At 34.7% G+C, this 17,406-nt stretch carries 15 protein-coding genes, 1 other RNA gene and 1 pseudogene; 5 read left to right on the top strand and 12 right to left on the bottom strand.

The annotated features are described in order from the left end of the window. Nucleotides 1–337 precede the first annotated feature (337 nt). Nucleotides 338–1,912 (top strand): ABC transporter substrate-binding protein, encoded by a 1,575-nt coding sequence (locus V1503_RS12460; RefSeq protein WP_410627318.1) that lies wholly within the window; start codon nt 338–340, stop codon nt 1,910–1,912. Between the two features lie 658 nt (nt 1,913–2,570). Here the strand turns inward: V1503_RS12460 and V1503_RS12455 are convergent. The 3 genes from V1503_RS12455 to V1503_RS12445 all read right to left on the bottom strand — a co-directional run bounded on the left by V1503_RS12455 (nt 2,571) and on the right by V1503_RS12445 (nt 5,839). Then, on the bottom strand, nt 2,571–3,041 hold the full coding sequence (locus V1503_RS12455; RefSeq protein WP_410627316.1) for an NUDIX hydrolase: 471 nt from the start codon (nt 3,039–3,041) through the stop codon (nt 2,571–2,573). Between the two features lie 201 nt (nt 3,042–3,242). Continuing rightward, complete coding sequence (locus V1503_RS12450) at nt 3,243–4,580, bottom strand: ATP-grasp domain-containing protein (protein WP_410627313.1); 1,338 nt, start codon at nt 4,578–4,580, stop codon at nt 3,243–3,245. A 14-nt stretch (nt 4,581–4,594) separates the two neighbouring features. Beyond that, nucleotides 4,595–5,839 carry an MFS transporter gene (locus tag V1503_RS12445; protein ID WP_214483646.1) on the bottom strand — a complete coding sequence of 415 codons (1,245 nt, stop codon included), beginning with the start codon at nt 5,837–5,839 and terminating at the stop codon, nt 4,595–4,597. Nucleotides 5,840–6,042: 203 nt separating this feature from the next. On the opposite strand from V1503_RS12445, the pseudogene V1503_RS12440 reads away from it, so the two are divergent. Beyond that, nucleotides 6,043–6,135, top strand: a pseudogene (locus V1503_RS12440) (helix-turn-helix domain-containing protein); the annotation flags it as partial. 119 nt (nt 6,136–6,254) lie between these two features. On the opposite strand, the gene V1503_RS12435 reads toward V1503_RS12440, so the two are convergent. The 4 genes from V1503_RS12435 to V1503_RS12420 form a co-directional block, all read right to left on the bottom strand. Continuing rightward, the gene (locus V1503_RS12435; RefSeq protein WP_410627311.1) at nt 6,255–7,073 is read right to left on the bottom strand and encodes an SPL family radical SAM protein; all 819 of its coding nucleotides are present in this window, start codon (nt 7,071–7,073) and stop codon (nt 6,255–6,257) included. Nucleotides 7,074–7,172: 99 nt separating this feature from the next. After that, entirely contained in the window at nt 7,173–7,886 is a 714-nt protein-coding gene (locus V1503_RS12430) for a 2OG-Fe(II) oxygenase (RefSeq protein WP_410627309.1), read from the bottom strand. Next, nucleotides 7,879–8,427, bottom strand: a complete 549-nt coding sequence (locus V1503_RS12425; protein WP_410627307.1) for a methylated-DNA--[protein]-cysteine S-methyltransferase — start codon at nt 8,425–8,427, stop codon at nt 7,879–7,881. Before V1503_RS12425 ends, V1503_RS12430 begins: the two co-directional genes overlap by 8 nt. Next, nucleotides 8,417–9,067, bottom strand: coding sequence for a bifunctional transcriptional activator/DNA repair enzyme AdaA (locus tag V1503_RS12420; RefSeq protein WP_410627305.1), 651 nt, complete (start codon nt 9,065–9,067; stop codon nt 8,417–8,419). The genes V1503_RS12425 and V1503_RS12420 overlap by 11 nt, the downstream gene beginning before the upstream one ends. Nucleotides 9,068–9,603: 536 nt before the next feature. Here V1503_RS12420 and V1503_RS12415 point away from each other — a divergent pair. Continuing rightward, on the top strand, nt 9,604–9,852 hold the full coding sequence (locus V1503_RS12415) for a hypothetical protein (RefSeq protein ID WP_410627303.1): 249 nt from the start codon (nt 9,604–9,606) through the stop codon (nt 9,850–9,852). Between the two features lie 1,193 nt (nt 9,853–11,045). Here V1503_RS12415 and V1503_RS12410 read toward each other — a convergent pair. Beyond that, a complete protein-coding gene (locus V1503_RS12410) occupies nt 11,046–11,825 on the bottom strand; it encodes a hypothetical protein (protein WP_410627301.1) in 780 nt (259 codons plus the stop codon). Nucleotides 11,826–12,302: 477 nt separating this feature from the next. Between V1503_RS12410 and V1503_RS12405 the strand changes: the two genes are divergently transcribed. After that, nucleotides 12,303–13,526 carry an MDR family MFS transporter gene (locus V1503_RS12405; protein ID WP_410627299.1) on the top strand — a complete coding sequence of 408 codons (1,224 nt, stop codon included), beginning with the start codon at nt 12,303–12,305 and terminating at the stop codon, nt 13,524–13,526. 477 nt (nt 13,527–14,003) lie between these two features. Next, on the top strand, nt 14,004–14,423 hold the full coding sequence (locus V1503_RS12400; RefSeq protein ID WP_410627297.1) for a hypothetical protein: 420 nt from the start codon (nt 14,004–14,006) through the stop codon (nt 14,421–14,423). Between the two features lie 314 nt (nt 14,424–14,737). Here the strand turns inward: V1503_RS12400 and V1503_RS12395 are convergent, their stop codons facing one another. From V1503_RS12395 to smpB, 4 genes are all read right to left on the bottom strand, one after another. Then, complete coding sequence (locus V1503_RS12395) at nt 14,738–15,757, bottom strand: cytochrome D1 domain-containing protein (RefSeq protein ID WP_410627295.1); 1,020 nt, start codon at nt 15,755–15,757, stop codon at nt 14,738–14,740. A gap of 115 nt (nt 15,758–15,872) precedes the next feature. Continuing rightward, complete coding sequence (locus V1503_RS12390; RefSeq protein ID WP_410627293.1) at nt 15,873–16,061, bottom strand: hypothetical protein; 189 nt, start codon at nt 16,059–16,061, stop codon at nt 15,873–15,875. A gap of 178 nt (nt 16,062–16,239) precedes the next feature. Next, nucleotides 16,240–16,597, bottom strand: a transfer-messenger RNA (tmRNA) gene (ssrA, locus tag V1503_RS12385). A 166-nt stretch (nt 16,598–16,763) separates the two neighbouring features. After that, nucleotides 16,764–17,234, bottom strand: coding sequence for an SsrA-binding protein SmpB (smpB, locus tag V1503_RS12380; RefSeq protein ID WP_214483637.1), 471 nt, complete (start codon nt 17,232–17,234; stop codon nt 16,764–16,766). Nucleotides 17,235–17,406 lie beyond the last annotated feature (172 nt).

Genomic DNA, 17,406 nt, shown 5'->3' with positions numbered 1-17,406 from the left:
AACCTAAGCCCTCTCACACTTATACTTTCGTTGACATTTATTAGTTAGTCTTAACGTCCTTAGTAAATATTTAATCGAGATTAGCATAGTCAATAATAAAATAAAAAAAGGGTATAATTGATATATTATTAGTAAATTGTTCGCTAACACATCTTCGCAACTACATGTTTGTTATTGTAAGAGCAATGCTATCAAAATAATTTAGGAATTAATTGTTTAATACCTATTGCAACTATATCTTGCTTTCACTTTATTCCTGTATTTTACCTAATCAAATTCACGAAAGATAATAACAACAATGTCTCTTTAAAAATCTACCTATTAGGATGTGTGACAAATGTTAGTAGAAGAGCACTACCTACAATTACGAACCCATTTTTCTAACGAACAGAACGGAGAATGGATTGAAGTAAAATTAACTAGAATCAGTGAAATTCTATATAGTACAAAAAGAAATGCCAATATTTTAATCAAAAAAATGGAAGACCGTAACTGGATAAAGTGGTCTTCTGGAAGAGGTAGAGGAAAATCTTCTAAAATTATGTTTTTAAAAGAGAAAGACCTTTTATTAGTAGATCTTGCAAAACATAGAGTTTTGTCAGGTGACTTACATAGCGCGCATACTTTATTAAATACATATAATGTAAGCAATGATGGCAGTGTAATGTTCTTCAACTGGATGGAACAACAACTAGGGTATCATCAAAAAGAAAGTTCACAACAGCAATTGGACATCCTTCGTTTCCCATTTTATCGACCAATACCATTTCTAGATCCTGCATTCGCAATGCGTCGAACTGAAGTTCATATCGTTAAACAAGTGTTTGACACATTGGTTATCTTTAACCCGAAAACGAAAGCTATTGAACCTCATCTTGCCCATTATTGGACTAATGATGAAACATACAAGGTGTGGACATTTTATTTACGAAAGGGTATACGTTTTCATCATGGAAAAACGATGTCATCATTAGATGTGGCCTATACCTTACAAAGAATACAGAATCCTAAAACGCAATCACCACATCAATGGATGGTTAACGGTATAAAAAAAATTACTTGTATGCATGAACATGCCATTCAGATTGAACTTTTTGAATCTAACTCTTTATTTGTAAATGTTCTAAATTCTTCTAAATTGTCTATTGTCCCTAATGATTTACATGAGCATGTAGAATTTTCAACATTCCCGGTTGGAACAGGTCCATTTTCTATTAAACGAAACGACAAGTCTAAGCTATTATTACAAGTAAATGAATACTATTTCAAAGAAAGAGCTCATCTAGACCAAATTGAAATATGGATATGGCCAGACTTTACAGTTGAACAAAAACTAAAAAGCCTTAACTTTAAATACTTGCATATAACTCATTCATTGAGAGATGGAGAAGGCTTCAACGAGTTAAATCGGTTTGAAAATGAGAGTTTTTATTTGGCGTTCAATTTACATAAACAATCACCATATCAAAATGTGAATTTTCGTAAAGCATTTCATCTTGCAATTAATAGGACCTCATTAATAGAAGACCTTGGTGGACTAAGGCATAAACCAGCAAGTGGCTTCCTGTCCAGTAATCTAATAGAAACATACATTAACGACTACGATATAACTAAAGCTAGAGAAAAACTAGCTCAAAGTGGTTACGCTGGAGAAACCATTCATTTGTATACATATGAAATGCCATTAAATATCGAAGATGCTCAGTGGATAAAAAGGGCAGCTGAAAAGCTAGGTGTTTACATCGAAATATCGGTATTTCCAATCGAGGAATTAAGAAAAAAGGATGTCATGATGCAGGCTGATCTAATTGTAGCAGGTGAAGTATTTGATGCAAATATTGAAATTGAATTAATCGGTGTTTATAAAGAGAAAGGTTCATTTATCGGCTCGCTTATAGCGAGAAAATTATGAAGAAGAAATAGAAGAATTAATAGCAACAGCATTAAAAACATCAAATAAAGAACAGCGTTTGCACATATTAAATAACATTGAAAACATCATAAGAAACAGCTATAACGTTATATTTTTATATCACAACAGACAAAATGCAGTACACCATAACAGCTTAAAAGGTGTCTCTCTAAATGCACTTGGTTGGATAGAGTATAGAGAATTGTGGTTGGAAAAATGAATCATCTACCAACAAACAAAAAGCTTCTCTATTGTTAATAGTAGCTAAAAGGTCAATCAAATTTTTGATTGGCCTTTTAGCTGTATAAACCGTTGATAATTTACTCAAGAATTTTTCAAGACAATTATTAAAACGTAGTTGTCCTTACTGTATAAACATAGAAGTTGATGATCACAACTGCTTAGTTTTTGTACATCTGTAGCTTCGTATCATTATTTTTACAAGGTGGAAACCCAAACTTACTCCTCTTGTTGACTAGTTCTCCTAGCAAAGTATAATTCAAAAGAATTTTTAATTCCTATTAGATTTAGAGATATAATAACGACCGTGAGTTAGAAAATCTTTCTTACAGACTAACCACCCTACTCAATATTCATTATTTCACATTTATCACGATACTTTTTGCTTGAACACTTTTTTTCCTGTACAGGCATGATTTTATTGTTGTATACGTAGATAATGTAATGGTTTACGATTAGCAAAGTATTTTTCGATAGAACGAAGTACTTCTTCGTTACCTGGTAATGAAACTGTTTCAAATGCTTCCTTGAAGGAAACCCATTTATAATCATTATGTTCATAGTTTAAACTTACCTTTTGTGCTTCATCCACATAACCTATGAAGACCTGAGCAATATAGATGTAATTTTCTTGAGGTGAATAAATTTGATCAAATAGATTCGAGGTATAGAGGGAATTACATGTAATCCCTGTTTCCTCTTCAATTTCTCTAAGAGCAGCTTCCCACGCTTTTTCTCCTTCTTCTATACTCCCACCTATGTAACACCAAACATCTTGTAAAACTGCTGTATCACGTTTAAGCAATAGAACTTTGTAATCTGCTCCAACTCTTTTTAATAATACAGCCGCAACACCTGTACATCTTAACGGTACTTCTACATTAACCAACGCAACACCCCCTTATCTTGTCGTTATAGCTTTTTTTGACAATCAAAATTTGATTCTCCTCCCTCTCTGAATATCTATAATAATCCCTTGTCTCTTTTCAAAGAAGATTCCTTGAAAGCAATTTACTCATCGATTGGTTTTCTGAAATTGTTTCTATTTTGGAAAACTAAGTATCTATTCTCTGGAGTAGTCTACCTATTATTAGTTAATCGACAGTTGTCGTTTTTCTTGTCCTTTTTGATGAGATTGAGATAAAGACCAGTCATGTGTCACATCCCTTGTAAATATCTTTTTAAAAGAAGGTTTCCATTCTGATAAATCTTGATAAACAAACGTTATATTGTTACATATTTTGTCTGCAACTTCGTACATATGATTTATATCATACGCCGTAAATAATATATAACCTTTACGTTGAGTACTGTCTACAATAGTTGGTATGGTGTCGCCCTCTTTTACTAATAGATCAATTAATACGACCTCGGATATGTTAGCTAATCCTTCATACTTGATTTCTTTTAGGCAACCTGGTTTTGGAATCAAACTTAAAGACATAGCTTGACATTTAGAAGGTACACATCTAAATTCATCGATCGTTTTAGTTGCTAACGCATCATAATAGTATCCAAATTGAGATATGCCAGTTGTTAATTCTACCATTTTCCAAATATTACCTCCACCTATTCTGACTTGAGACTCTATGATTATTGGGTTATTTTGTTTGTCTATTTTTACCTCCGTATGAGTAAGGCCGTCTTCTAGCTGCATGTCGTCCAAAAATAGCATGACTTTCTCAATGATTAATTTTTTTTGAAATTCATCTATAGGTGCCGGCATAATAGTATAGTTTATTAAAAACGTATCTTCTTTAAATACTTCAGCTGATATAGCAAGTATAGAATGTTTTTTGTTATAAGAAACGGCTTCTACCGTATAAACCACGTCACCTTCAACGTACTCTTCCACTAAAATAGGTAGCTGAATACCGTTATCTTTAATAAATACCTCTACGTCATCTCCCCTGTCTAACTTAGATACCTCTTTACCACCTGCACCACTGGTGGGCTTTATGATAATACTATCTTTTTTGTTCAAGAATTCATCAATATCTTTTATATTATTGCAAACTATCGAATCTATCGAAAATTCCTTGCCTGCTAAAATTTCACGCATCATGTCTTTATTACGGGTTATCATATTAGCGTTGTAAGAAGTTCCTTTAACATTAAAAATCTTTGCAATTATAGAAGCCGTATCTAATGCCGTTTCGTTGAAAGATACAACCATATCAAACGGTTTCTCTTTGTACAAATCTTCAGCGTAGTATACACATATGGGTATATTTGTTGTGTCTATTTCTTTTTTATAGAAACACTTTTCTAAGATCGTTCCATCGAAATATATGTGTTTAGTGTAAGACCCTATATACGAAACAGTAAATCCTCTTTCTAAAGCATCTTGTATAGGCTTTGTCCATCCCCCTACAAATAAAACGTGTGGTGTATTTTCTAGTTCAGTTCCTTTTAATATCTTATACATCATAATCATCTCCTCTAAAGTGAAGTCATATATTCAATGTTGGTTCCTTTTGACACGCCTCGCCTTAACAACACTATTAAACACAATGTTGTTCCGAAGCCCCCTATAAATAACGTAGTTTGAAGTCCAAATATTGAAACTAACAATGCACTAGCAAAACTCCCTAATGCCCAAGCTCCCCAATTAAGCGTACGCTGTACAGCATTTACTCTGCCTAGCATGTGGCTTGGTGAGGCAAGTTGTCGTATGGTTGCAGCGTAAGGGCCAAATACACCTTCTCCCATACCATGTATGATACTTGCAGCTACTATGCCGATAACGGTTCCTAAATATCCCATGATCGGTATAAAGCACAGACCAATAACTGATACAGTAGCGCTATAAATAAGCACTTTAGTATTATTAAATTGTTGACTTTTTTTCATAAGTATCGTATTGCCTATTAAAAATCCTACCGCTGCTGAACCTACAATAAATCCTATTTCAAGTTCAGATAGACCCATTACCTTATAAAGGAATATTACTAAAATGCTATTTAGTATGTATTTAAAAAAACCGTAAACAGCGCCACAACTTACAATTGGTTCTAACACAGGGTGTTTTTTAAAATATATCAACCCTTCATATATGTTTTTATAAATGGATTTTACATTTACGTTTTTTAAAGAGCCCTCTGTATGCGGTTTAAACCTTGAAATAAATAATACAAATACAAAACAAACAAAATACGTTACTGCGTCAACAGTGAATGAGCCTGTTAATCCAACTAGAGTAATAACAATTCCTGCTAGCATAGGACCAATTACTATAGAAAGAGACTCCGATAGAGCTAGTTGAGCATTTCCTTTTTTCAAGTTATCTTTATCTGTTAATATTTCCGGTAAGAAAGAAGGAATTGCAATATTGTAAAAAGTAGTAAATATGCCGTTTAAAAACATGAGAAACACCAATAAAGGGAACGTCATTATATTTGTTACAGTCAGTATGAATACTGATAAAAATAAAACGCCTTGGCATATACTACAAATTAGCAAAACCCTTTTTCTGTGAAGGACGTCTATCAAAGCACCAGCTACTAATCCGAAAATTAGGTAGGGGATGAATATAATCCCACGAAGCAAGGCAGCATTCGCCTCACTTGTTTCTAGCACCTCTAATGCAAAAAGTGGCAAAGCTACTAGTGTAAACTGGGTACCTAACAAACTTATAGACTGTCCTAGCCAAAGCTTGTAAAAATTAAAATGTTTGTTATTTTTCATGATACAACCCCGTTAATTCATATTTATCATTTCCCAGTCAGAAGACCCCCACCTCAAACAAAAACAATGCAAAGCGAGTAAAGGTTTAGTGGGGGTTAATTGACCATTGGCGTAAGCCAAAATTCGCTTGTGATATCGAACAATCAACCTATTAATAGATAGATGAGGTGAAGACGGTGCTCGTCAATAAAACCTTTTAATTTATAATCTATCCAAACAAAGAACAAAAACGATTAATTGCTAAAACCATAGGTTGCAGTCGTTTTGTATACAATCATTTTTTAGCTAAATGGAAGATACATATAAAGATCCTGTACAACATAAGTAAGATAAGGTGAAGCCATATTTTTGTACCAGGTCAGTATCAAAACACTTTTAGTTCCAAAATGAGGACAAGGTGGTCCTTATGACAGCACTATGGTTCGAAACCCCTCTGGCTAATGAAAAGTTCGTCTTCTGAAAAATACTGTAGCATGCGCTTATAAACCATTTGATAGGCGGAAGGATGATACCATTCTTCCATTTCCAGATTTCTATATAATTCTTGTAAGCCCAACTTGTATGTTCGTTTCCCACCGCTGCCGTCCCCCATAAAATAATCATCAATACATACTCGGCTAACCAGGGGCCGCAATATTTCTGCAAATCGCTCGCTACTTGGCAATACAGGTGCGATGGCAACCTGTGTGGGAATACCGGATTCAGCAAGCAGTTGGAGTGTTTTAAGCCTTGCCGGAATAGGAGGAGCGTACGGCGCAAAATGCTTGCGAATATCTTCTCTATCAGTCTCTACTGTCATACTTACCCGAACTTTGGTTCCCAACTGTTGCAACATCTTAATGTCCCTGCGAACAAGTGGGCTTCGTGTTTGAACAAGCAGGAAGTCCGGTGGACTTTCCACCATGATTTTCAGTAAAGACTGCGTAACTTTCTCTTTGTGTTCGATTGATTGATAAGGGTCCGTGCTAGATGACATAAAGATGGTGACCGGTCCTATTGTCTTAGCTCTGAGCAATTCTTTTTGGAATGTAGACGCAGCATCTTTCTTAATGTCTACCCAAGTTCCCCATTCTGTCTTACGAAAAGTGGAGACAGGCATTTGACGCACATAACAATACGAGCAGGCGTATGCACATCCCGTATATGGATTCAATGAGTGGCTATATCCGGACAAAAAACCAGTTCCCTTATTCAGCAATGTTTTCGGCGTTTTATATAAATACTCAATTGTCATCTGCAACCACCTGCTAAATCATATTTTGTGTACGGATTAGACAAGAAGCAGCAATGCTGATTTGTTACATGCTTACATGGAGGACATTTCGGCTTGGGTTCACTTCGCATCATGAAATATAACCCCCAAACTATAACGCTTTCCAGAGGTGACCGTGCCAACGCCATGTCGCAGAGTCACCCTGTAATAGCCACGCGTACCCAATACCGGTCGATGTTGGGTTGGAAAGATGAGACCTTCACCTTGATTGAGCGTAATGACATGACCTCTGCTCTGTGCCCGTGGTCGCTGTTCGATGAGTAAAAATTCACCGCCTGTATAATCTTCGTTCCGTTGGTTCAGAGTAAACACGACTTGAAAAGGGAAGAAGATATCACCGTACAAATCCTGATGGAGACAATTGTAGCCCCCTGCTTCATATTTCAAAATTAGTGTAGTGGGGTGATTCTGCCCCGCTTGATGACATTGATCGAGAAACATTGCCAAGGTTTCCGGGTACTCCGGTGATCTATTCAGCTGTTCTAACCAGCGATTTGCCGCCTTCGCAAGCTCCGGATACAATATATCACGATGTTGTTGTAATAAATCAGGAATAGGCGTTTGATAATACTTGTACTCCCCCATTCCGAAACGATATTGCTTCATGTCGATGGTCTTGCGATATAGAGATTCGTCTTCATAGCTATTGATAAGACTAGCGCACGAGTCCGCATTTAAAAGTGGTGGCAGTTTGGCGTAGCCCTGTTCATCAAGCATTTGATGCAGCTCTGCCCATTTGAGATCGGCTAAAGATGTTATATGTTGTTTAGACATGTTGTTGCTCCTTCTCATTGGTAGCTGAGCCTCGTTCAAGTTCCAACAGATGTGTTTTCATTTCCATTCCGCCGCGATATCCCGTCAGCGATCCATTTTTGCCGATCACACGGTGGCATGGAACCGTAATTAGGATTGGATTTGCTCCAATGGCCCTCCCAATTGCCCGAACCGCAGTAGGTCTTCGAATTTGACGAGCAATATCTGAGTAGGATCGAGTTTGACCGTACGGAATATCACATAGTGCTTTCCATACAGCTTCCTGAAAAAGTGTTCCGCGATAAAAGATTGGAATCGTGAAACGATTGAGTTTTCCTTGAAAATAACGATTAAGCTCATCTACAAATGGTTGCAATTTTTCGTCATCTTGAATCAGATCGTTTCCAGGCAAGTAATGATTTGACCATTGCACCAATTCTTCAAATGGTTGATTATGCGATCCGACAAAGCATAAGCCTCTTCTTGTTGCAGCAATGTAAACCTTCCAGTTTTCATAAGAAAACAAGGACCAATAAAGAGAGCTGCTTTTGTTAAGTGTCATTTGAAAAAGCCTCCTTCAAGCGTTGTTTTTGCTGTCGACGATAAGCTTCAGGCGTTTGTCCGATCTTCTTCTTAAACAGCGTAATAAAATAAGGCGTATTGGAAAGCCCGACAGATTTACCGACTTCAGCAATCGGGGCATCGATAGTAGTCAATAACATTTTTGCCTTTTCCATTCGGATATGCTGAATGTAATCCACTGGGGTCATGCCTTTGATTTTTTTAAACGTTCGATGCAAGTGATAAGGAGAAACGTGGCTCATAAGCGCAAGGACTTCAAGCGTCAACTTTTCATTGTAGTGGCTATCCACATATTCGGTTATGACAGCAATCCACTCGTCATCTGGCAACCTTTTCCCTGTTGGCTTGCACCGTTTGCATGGGCGAAAATGTGCGGCTAATGCTTGATTAGCATCTTCAAAGAAGCCAATATTTTCTCTATTAGGTAATCTTGATTTGCAAGAAGGGCGACAAAAAATCCCTGTTGTTTTCACTGCATAAAAAAATTGTCCGTCATAAGAAACATCATTATTGGCAATGGCCTCCCATTGTTCATCAGAAACAGGTGCGGATAGGATTGGCTTGTCAGAGTCTGGTTGTTGAAAAGCCCAATGTGGATTCATTTTCCAATCGTCTGTCATTTTGAATCACCTCTAGCTTTAGTATAAACCTGAAACCCAGCTTATGTATGTATTTTAGAATGTAATAGCAAGATAACGAAATCTCCAATGACAAGTTGTTATATTAATATACGTAGTCAGATCACGCTGAAAAACCTGTGAATCCAGGCAACAGTTCGACTTCAATTCATCCCAAATATACACTTGTGAGATCTGGTCAACATTTCATAAATTGTTTGGAATCCTAAAGACGTCATGTGATAACTGGTCAAAGTGTAAAACAGCATAATGACAAATGCCCTCAGTATTTTATGACCTATCTTTATGATGTAAGGAATGAACACGAGAAATGTGTGTTAAAGGGAGGGACATGCGTTTGGGTTACTGATCATGATTAAACATATACAAAAGCTCACAAGAAAAACGATTTCAAAAAGTTTATTGGAAAAACATCGAACTTAGTGTTCGTTGTTTTTGTTCATAAAAGGCAAATGAACATATAGTTTTAGATAAAATGACATGGTATAATTATCCAAAATAAAGAAAGGGTGATAACAATGTCAAAAGAACCTAATTATAAAGAAATTAAAAACCTTAACATATACCACCTTGAAGTGGCTAAAGTTATTTCTTTTGTTTTTATTCTAGCTTTTTCCGTTGTGACGATTATGTCTCCAATCGGTCTACGAGAATCATTTGGAGATGATACAGTAGCAGCTTTTTTTATAATAATAGTTTTATTGTTCGGATCAATTGCAGTATTCCTTACATCAACAATTGCTTTAGCAAATGTTAAGAAGGATTGAAGAACATGGATAACTATTTCTATATAAATAACTAAATTTTTATTTTGACTTATTCAATCCTTTGTCTATCTTTTTAACCATTCTTTCAGTCGAGGATCATAAGGCAAGAATAACTCCGCGATTAAGATGTTCTCATTTTCTGTATGGTTCCATAGTTTCGAATAAGTCTTATCACATCTAATTAAAATAGCTTCCACTTCAATCTAATAACCTCAATAATTCAATAATTTCCATATCTTAAATTTAATCTTTTATCAATTGCATATATATTTTTTCAACATCTACTAATACAACTAATTTTTTAAAAAGATCGATGTCACTATAAACTTCTAATCATTGCAAGTACTACTTAAACAACAATGGTTGAAGTTAAAATTGACTTAAATTCTGAATTGTTCTCTAAAATGCCCCTCTCTGCCCCAGTCATTCAACCATAAGGTACTATGTTTGTTGAATTAGACTTCATTCTTCAACGCTCTACTAGTAATGGGCCTTTTTCTAATCTATCCACGGTAATAGCTAGAAAAGACCTAATATATATTCAAAGGACTTAATAATCCTGATAGATCATCATTAAACACTAACCATACTTGGAACAGATATACCAGGAATAGTTTGACATGTGTATCATGTATTTATAGATAACAGCACTGTGGTTGCTTGAGCAGCAATATTTGATTCACTAATGTTCTAAACTCGTTCCTTAAATACTACTGTTTTCATCCTTATTTTGTTAAAACAAAGTTCAAAATAAGTCTGAAGTAAAAATTATTTACGGCTGCACCCCAAAGGTCTTAGTTAATTCTTATAGAACGTGTTAGCTGGTTATCCTAAGTATGGAATTTTAAAAATCCCACTTATGTAACGAAGGTGGGATTTAATTATCTTTCAGGTTATTGTTAGCAAGCAATTAAGTCTATCTAGATATAGGGATCTTCCTACAATTTATAACCTACAAAATTATTAATCAATAATACTTGCTATTCCACAATATGGCCCTAAAATAAAAGAGACGCTAATCTTTATTTCAGATTAGCACCCTGTTGGTGAATATTATCAGTATCCATAAAAATTTCATAAACACGTACATAAATAGAGATCGTGGTATCTTTTCATCTGTAAAAAAAAACGATGACTACCATATAAAAACACTTTTTTGGTAACAATAGCAACAAAGTTTACGAAAAGAGTCTTTATAAAAGTAACTCCGAACTTAACCATTCATTAAATTCTTCATTCGTTTTTCTTATGCTTTCTCCATCTAAGATTATATTTATATCTTCTTGTTGATAGTAAAAAAATATATAATATTCTTTACTATTCTTTGTCCCATGAAATAGCATTGCATTATAATCATCACTTTCAAAGGTCCAATCCGGATTTTCAAATGTATGATTTAACAAATCGTACATACTCTCTTCATTCGGACCTTTAAACTTTGCCATTTGCTCCTTCATTATTTCATCAAAATTTTCCATATCTTCTCTTCGTATCGGATTTTCTTGTAATTCTTCTTTCTCAGATAATGTAACCTGATTATTATTTATTGAAAATTCACTTAGCCATTCATTAAATTCTTCATTCGTTCTTCTTATGCTTTGTCCATCTAAAATTATATTTATATCTTCTTGTTGATAGTAAAAAAATATATAATATTCTTTACTATTCTTTGTCCCATGAAATAGCATTGCATTATAATCATCACTTTCAAAGGTCCAATCTGGGTTTTCAAATGTATGATTTAACAAATCGTACATACTCTCTTCATTCGGACCTTTAAACTTTGCCATTTGCTCCTTCATTATTTCATCAAAATTTTCCATATCTTCTCTTCGTATCGGATTCTCTTGTGATTCTTCACTCTCAGATAATGTAACCTTATGATCATTTATTGCAAAATCGGTTTTCTGATATACTAATCCTCCACCGATTAATGACATTGTTAACATACTAGCAATTATGATTTTTATCATGTTGTATAACCTCCAATTTTTTGGTTTTTCTTCTTGTTGATTGTATTTTATTACGATTTATTTAAAAGAAGATTACAAAAAGGTTACAACTTTGATCACTAATAATACTCCTACTTGATAACAGAAGTAAAGCGATGTAATAAATACAACACCCCTTCAATATGTAATAAATGTATACTCAATATTTAACACCTTCATTTATATAACTATTCTATGAAAAAAGTAACTCCTCAATCGTCTCAAGTATTTAGACTAGATATATATGATTCAACAAACTTTTCTCTTTAACAGGAATGCCTTCCACTATTACTAACCTCTCATTCTAAAGTTGTATTAATATATCATTCTTAATTCTCATACCGTCCTTAAGACATATTTAGTATAATAAAATAAGCTGATCTAGAGAAGAAAACTCTTACCACCTTCGATAGAGTTGAACGAAGGATACATAGAGTAACTCGGAGGGAGGAGTGTAAGTTGGGAATAAGAAGAATTCATCCAATAAGTCTCACCATAATCATTGGTACACTCTTTGCTCGAATGGCTACATTTATGACAATCCCATTCCTAGCAATTTACCTCACTTCAGTGAAGGGGGCTAGTCCAGGTTTTGCTGGTGCTATTATTGGAGTTAGTTCAATTGTAGGCCTATTTGGTGGTTTCATCGGTGGTTATTTGTCAGATTTATATGGGCAAGAAAAGGTCATGAAATATTCCATTTTTATTTGGATTTTTGTTTTTGTTGGCTTTGCTTTAGCAGAAAGTGTAGTTACGTTTTTTATTTTAAATGCCTTAAATGGTTTATGTCGTTCTTTTTTTGAGCCATCGTCTAGGGCGTTACTTTCAAAAGTTACTAAGCCAAAAAATAAACTGTTGGTGTTTAACCTTAGATATGCAGCCATTAATATCGGTGCTGCAGTAGGTCCCCTTATTGGATTAAAGATAGGTAGCTCATCTTCAACATCAGCATTTTTTGTGACTGCAGTTATTTATGCTTTTTACTTTATTGTTCTGCTTGCCATGTTTTCTATAAACCAAATTGATGATAGTTTAAACACTAAAACAAGTGAACGAGTAACCATGGCAAAAGCATTGAAGGTACTTAGTGCTGATCGTGTATTTTTTTTCGCAGTCATTGGACTAATTATGGGGGTGTGCGGTTATTCTCAATTTAGTTCAACCATCCCACAATATTTAGCCTCCTCACCAATTATAACAAATGGTGTAGAGGTATTCTCTTACCTTATCGTGTTTAACGCTATAACAGTATTAATTGTCCAATACCCAGTAACAAGGATAGGAAAACGTTATTCCGCACTAACATCAATCATGATTGGAACATTAACGACATCTATTGGGTTACTAGGCTTTGCGTTTTTTACTTCTATACCCTTTTTATTCTTGTCGGTCTTCGTATTTACGGTCGGTGAAGTAATGATGTTTACAATGACAGATTTATTTATTGATCAAATATCACCACATGATTTAAAAGGTTTGTATTTTGGTGCGATGGGTTTTACTGCAATTGGAGGATCATTCGGTCCTTTGATTGGAGGGCTTATGTTAGAGTATTTCGGTTATACAAACCATTTTACTTTGTTTAGTGTGTTGGCACTAGTCTCTTCACTTGGGTTCCCCGTTCTTCTGTATGTTAAGGGCTTAATGAAGTCAACAAATCGGAAAGTAGGATATAGTTTATAACAGATTTTACTTAGGGATAGAGTTATAAATACCAGAGACAAAATAAGAGATGAGTATAAAGCAGGTTTAATTACATTAGACCTCAATATCTTCACTCCTCCAATACAATCTTTTTAATAAAATGAAATGGTATGATTAATGATGTATACGATGAGTTTGGATTTTGATAATTATTTTCAAACCTTAATTTTTAATTAATTCAAGTTACTGGTTTGATTTCAGCGTGGTTGCGGCTATCTCTTGTGTGAATAAGCTCTTACACTGGATCTGTACCATATTATAAGCAAAACAACCTTCCAAACTGTATATTCGGAAGGTTGTTTGTCATGGATTATTTTAGTATAGCATGGATAAATAAAGTTTTTATTGGAAAATCGTGATAAAACATGAACTGGTTTATTGAAAAAAGAGCTTTTCTTATACAATTGTCTTTTATGTTAAAATTCTATTATCACTAAATTAATAAGAAGGGGAAATATGATTTCTTACAAAAAAATTAAAGAGTATACAATTTATTTTATTGTTTTTATAGTGTTTTGGTTCTTTAAGAGTAAGTTTGATAATTGGTTTAATGCAGAGTGGGAACGATTTTCTATTTTGTTTTATATGTATTCTACTCTTTACGTAATTTCTAATTTCATATTCGGTATTGTGATTGGATTACCGACTTTTTACAAAGAAATCAAAAAGCAAGGTAAATGGAAACTTCATCTTGAAAAACTTCTATTACTAGGCGTACCAGCTATGTTTATTGTTATAATAAGTTATTTTTACCTTCCGAGATATCCTCTTTTCTTTGAGCTCCAGGCTCATAGCTGGGAAAGTGGTCTTAGTCTATATGCTACTATATTTTTAGGTTATGTGGTTATATCGAGCTTTTACAAAAAAATGGATTAGGGTTGATTTTAGCCCTTAGTAACTTTGTTTAACAATATTGCTCAATACATAAAGAAAGGCGCTTTCAGTATTATTACTGAACAGCGCTATATCGTATTATGAAGTCATCCAGTAACTTTCTGGTTGACCTATTTGTAATAGGTATTATTCCTAATGTAGTCTGGATACCCTTAACTACCTTCTTGCACCAAATTGTGGAATAATAAATTCAGAATTGTCGTTAATCTAATAAATTTATAGATTTTAAATCATTGAGTTCACTAATTAAAATAAAGATACGGGCCGTCACTTATTATTTTTGTGCTTATTTATTCTTATTTTGGTGAGAATACAACATCACCTGCACTATCGAGTAAATCAATCGTCTCGATTTGTTGGTGCGTCTTCGTATCAACCACTGATATTTTATTATCATCTGCACTCGATGCATAGACAAACTGTCCTTTAGGTTCAATTGAAACAAAATTATTGCAAGCCCCAATATTACCAACAGTTGCAATGACACTATGTGTTTTTGTATCTATCACAAGTAAATCACCAATATTAAGTAATAGCACGTAGGCCAACTTTCCATCTGGGGTAAAGGAAATATCGGATACAACATCATTTACATCTAATGAGGCAATGACACTATGTGTTTTTGTATCCATAACAACTAACCTATTTGGGTTCTGACTTCTAAGATAGGCCACCTTCCCATCTGGGGTAAAAGCTATATCATTTGGAAAATCACTAACAGGTATAGTCGCAATTACACTGTGAGTTTTTACATCAATCACCGATACAATACCCTCATCATCAATAGTCACATATGCTAGTTTCCCGTTTGGCGTGAAAGCAATCTTATCCGGCTCGGCACCAATTGATATAGTCGCAATCATATTATGTGTTTTTACATTTATTACAGATATAGAGCCGTTGTCCATACCAGTGGCTGATACGTAAGCTAGTTTCCCGTCTGGTGTGAATACGACTTTATCTGGACTGCCTCCAACCTGCACTGTTGCGATTTCACTATGTGCTTTCACGTCAATCACTGATAATGTGCTCTCCCCATCAATAGTCACATAAGCTAGTTTCCCATCTGGTGTTAAGGCTACATCATCTGGATTGTTCCCAATCTGTATTGTTGCAATCACACTATGTGTTTTCACATCTATGACAGATACTGTGTCATTGTTTTCACCAGTATCTGATACATAAGCCAACTTCCCATCTGGTGTAAAGACTATATTTACTGGCACCCCTCCAACTTGTATTGTTGCAATCACACTATGTGTTTTCGTATCAATTACAGATATCATACTACCAGCCCTAACATAAGCAACTCCCATAAAATCCACCCCAACATCATTTTTTTATTGTTACTATACTCTATGTACGTTGGTGTGGGTTGACTCACTTTAATATCACATGTGTTTCAAAAAAAGAAGGTCTGAAATCAGCCCTTTAACTTTCACTACAAATTTCATTAATCCTTTTCTGTGGATCTTCTCTAGTATCTTTTATTGGCGCATTCTCTAAACTCCCTATATACTTTAGATCCATACCAACGATAAAAGACTGGTGAGCTGAAATTAACTCCTTAATTGTAGTTAAATCCGCTCCATTTTTATATTTGAGATATCTAAACACCAAAAAGTTAAATATCACCAACACTGAGTTTAATGTAAGTTATTTATCAAAAGCAAAGTTTTTTTATCTAGCTACAAAAAATATAGCATTAAATTTCCTAAAAAAATAAAGCATAAAGCTTCCAAAAGGAAATCTTATGCTTTACGTCACAAAATAAATAAAACCACCAAATGTATGTATTTGGTGGAGACGGTGGGAGTCGAACCCACGTCCAGAAACATCGTCACTTAAGCTTCTACGAGTGTAGTCGATATATTAGTATTTCGCAGACTCTTCAGCCTATCGACAGGCTTCCAAGTTGCTAGTCTGATTGTTCTCTTCCTTCATCCTCAGACGGTGGAATCCGGCGTAGCCCACTTAAAGTGAGTTCCTTACCCTACCACATGGGCGATGGAGGGAGGAACCGCTAGCTGACTTAAGCAGCTAAAGCGAAGTTATTGTTTTCTTTGCCAGTTATAGGCGTTGACGTTTTAACGAGGCCGATCCCCTCGACTCGCAACTTAAGCTCGAACTATCCCTGTCGAATCCGTAACGTCCCCATTATAAAATGTTGTTCAATATTTAGGATGAACAACTTTAAGGAAGTAACAAACGGATAGATAAGCTACAAAATATATTAAGTTATGTTAGTTAATGTTGTTATCGTGACTACATTTATTATTATAGCACATACACATTATTTTTCAATTGACAATTTATGGGTAATCAAAACGACTTCTGACGATCGCGGAATGCCCTTTCGACCTCACGTTTTGCTTCTTTCTTCTTTAAGTCCTCACGTTTATCGTACTTCTTCTTACCTTTTCCTAGGCCGAGTAATACTTTTGCAAAGCCATTCTTCAAATATAACTTAAGTGGAACGATAGCATAACCATTTTCCTTTGTATACCCGATCAACTTGCTAATTTCCTTCTTATGCAATAACAGCTTTCTCGTACGAAGTGGATCATGATTATAACGATTTCCCTGCTCATACGGACTTACATGCATATTATGAAGAAATACCTCGCCATTTTGCACTCTCGCAAATGCATCCTTTAAATTAACTCTACCAGCTCGGATCGATTTTATTTCTGTACCTTGCAGAACGATGCCAGTCTCATATGTTTCTTCAATAAAATAATCATGATATGCTTTTTTATTTTGTGATATAACTTTTCCTTGACCGCGTGGCATCAATTGTTCCCCCTATATAAACGTATATTATATTTTAACAGAGGCCCAATTCAGATTGCAACTATATTAACAACTCCTCTATACAACTTTCAAATATTTATACGTATTTTGCAATCAATATTATTAATACTAAAGAAATCCATAGCTACGATTTTACTCGTAGCTATGTAGT

The sequence above is a fragment of the Nanhaiella sioensis genome, from assembly GCF_046557775.1.
GTDB lineage: Bacteria > Bacillota > Bacilli > Bacillales > SM2101 > Nanhaiella > Nanhaiella sioensis.
Note: the sequence above shows the minus strand (reverse complement) of the source record. Positions and strands in the feature narration are given on the sequence as shown.

Bases quoted from the DNA above. Each gene is read 5' to 3' on its own strand.
- V1503_RS12460 (WP_410627318.1), top strand. From the start codon at position 338: ATGTTAGTAGAAGAGCACTACCTACAATTACGAACCCATTTTTCTAAC.
- V1503_RS12450 (WP_410627313.1), bottom strand. From the start codon at position 4,580: ATGTATAAGATATTAAAAGGAACTGAACTAGAAAATACACCACACGTT.
- V1503_RS12445 (WP_214483646.1), bottom strand. From the start codon at position 5,839: ATGAAAAATAACAAACATTTTAATTTTTACAAGCTTTGGCTAGGACAG.
- V1503_RS12435 (WP_410627311.1), bottom strand. From the start codon at position 7,073: ATGACAATTGAGTATTTATATAAAACGCCGAAAACATTGCTGAATAAG.
- V1503_RS12430 (WP_410627309.1), bottom strand. From the start codon at position 7,886: ATGTCTAAACAACATATAACATCTTTAGCCGATCTCAAATGGGCAGAG.
- V1503_RS12425 (WP_410627307.1), bottom strand. From the start codon at position 8,427: ATGACACTTAACAAAAGCAGCTCTCTTTATTGGTCCTTGTTTTCTTAT.
- V1503_RS12420 (WP_410627305.1), bottom strand. From the start codon at position 9,067: ATGACAGACGATTGGAAAATGAATCCACATTGGGCTTTTCAACAACCA.
- V1503_RS12415 (WP_410627303.1), top strand. From the start codon at position 9,604: ATGTCAAAAGAACCTAATTATAAAGAAATTAAAAACCTTAACATATAC.
- V1503_RS12410 (WP_410627301.1), bottom strand. From the start codon at position 11,825: ATGATAAAAATCATAATTGCTAGTATGTTAACAATGTCATTAATCGGT.
- V1503_RS12400 (WP_410627297.1), top strand. From the start codon at position 14,004: ATGATTTCTTACAAAAAAATTAAAGAGTATACAATTTATTTTATTGTT.
- V1503_RS12395 (WP_410627295.1), bottom strand. From the start codon at position 15,757: ATGGGAGTTGCTTATGTTAGGGCTGGTAGTATGATATCTGTAATTGAT.
- smpB (WP_214483637.1), bottom strand. From the start codon at position 17,234: ATGCCACGCGGTCAAGGAAAAGTTATATCACAAAATAAAAAAGCATAT.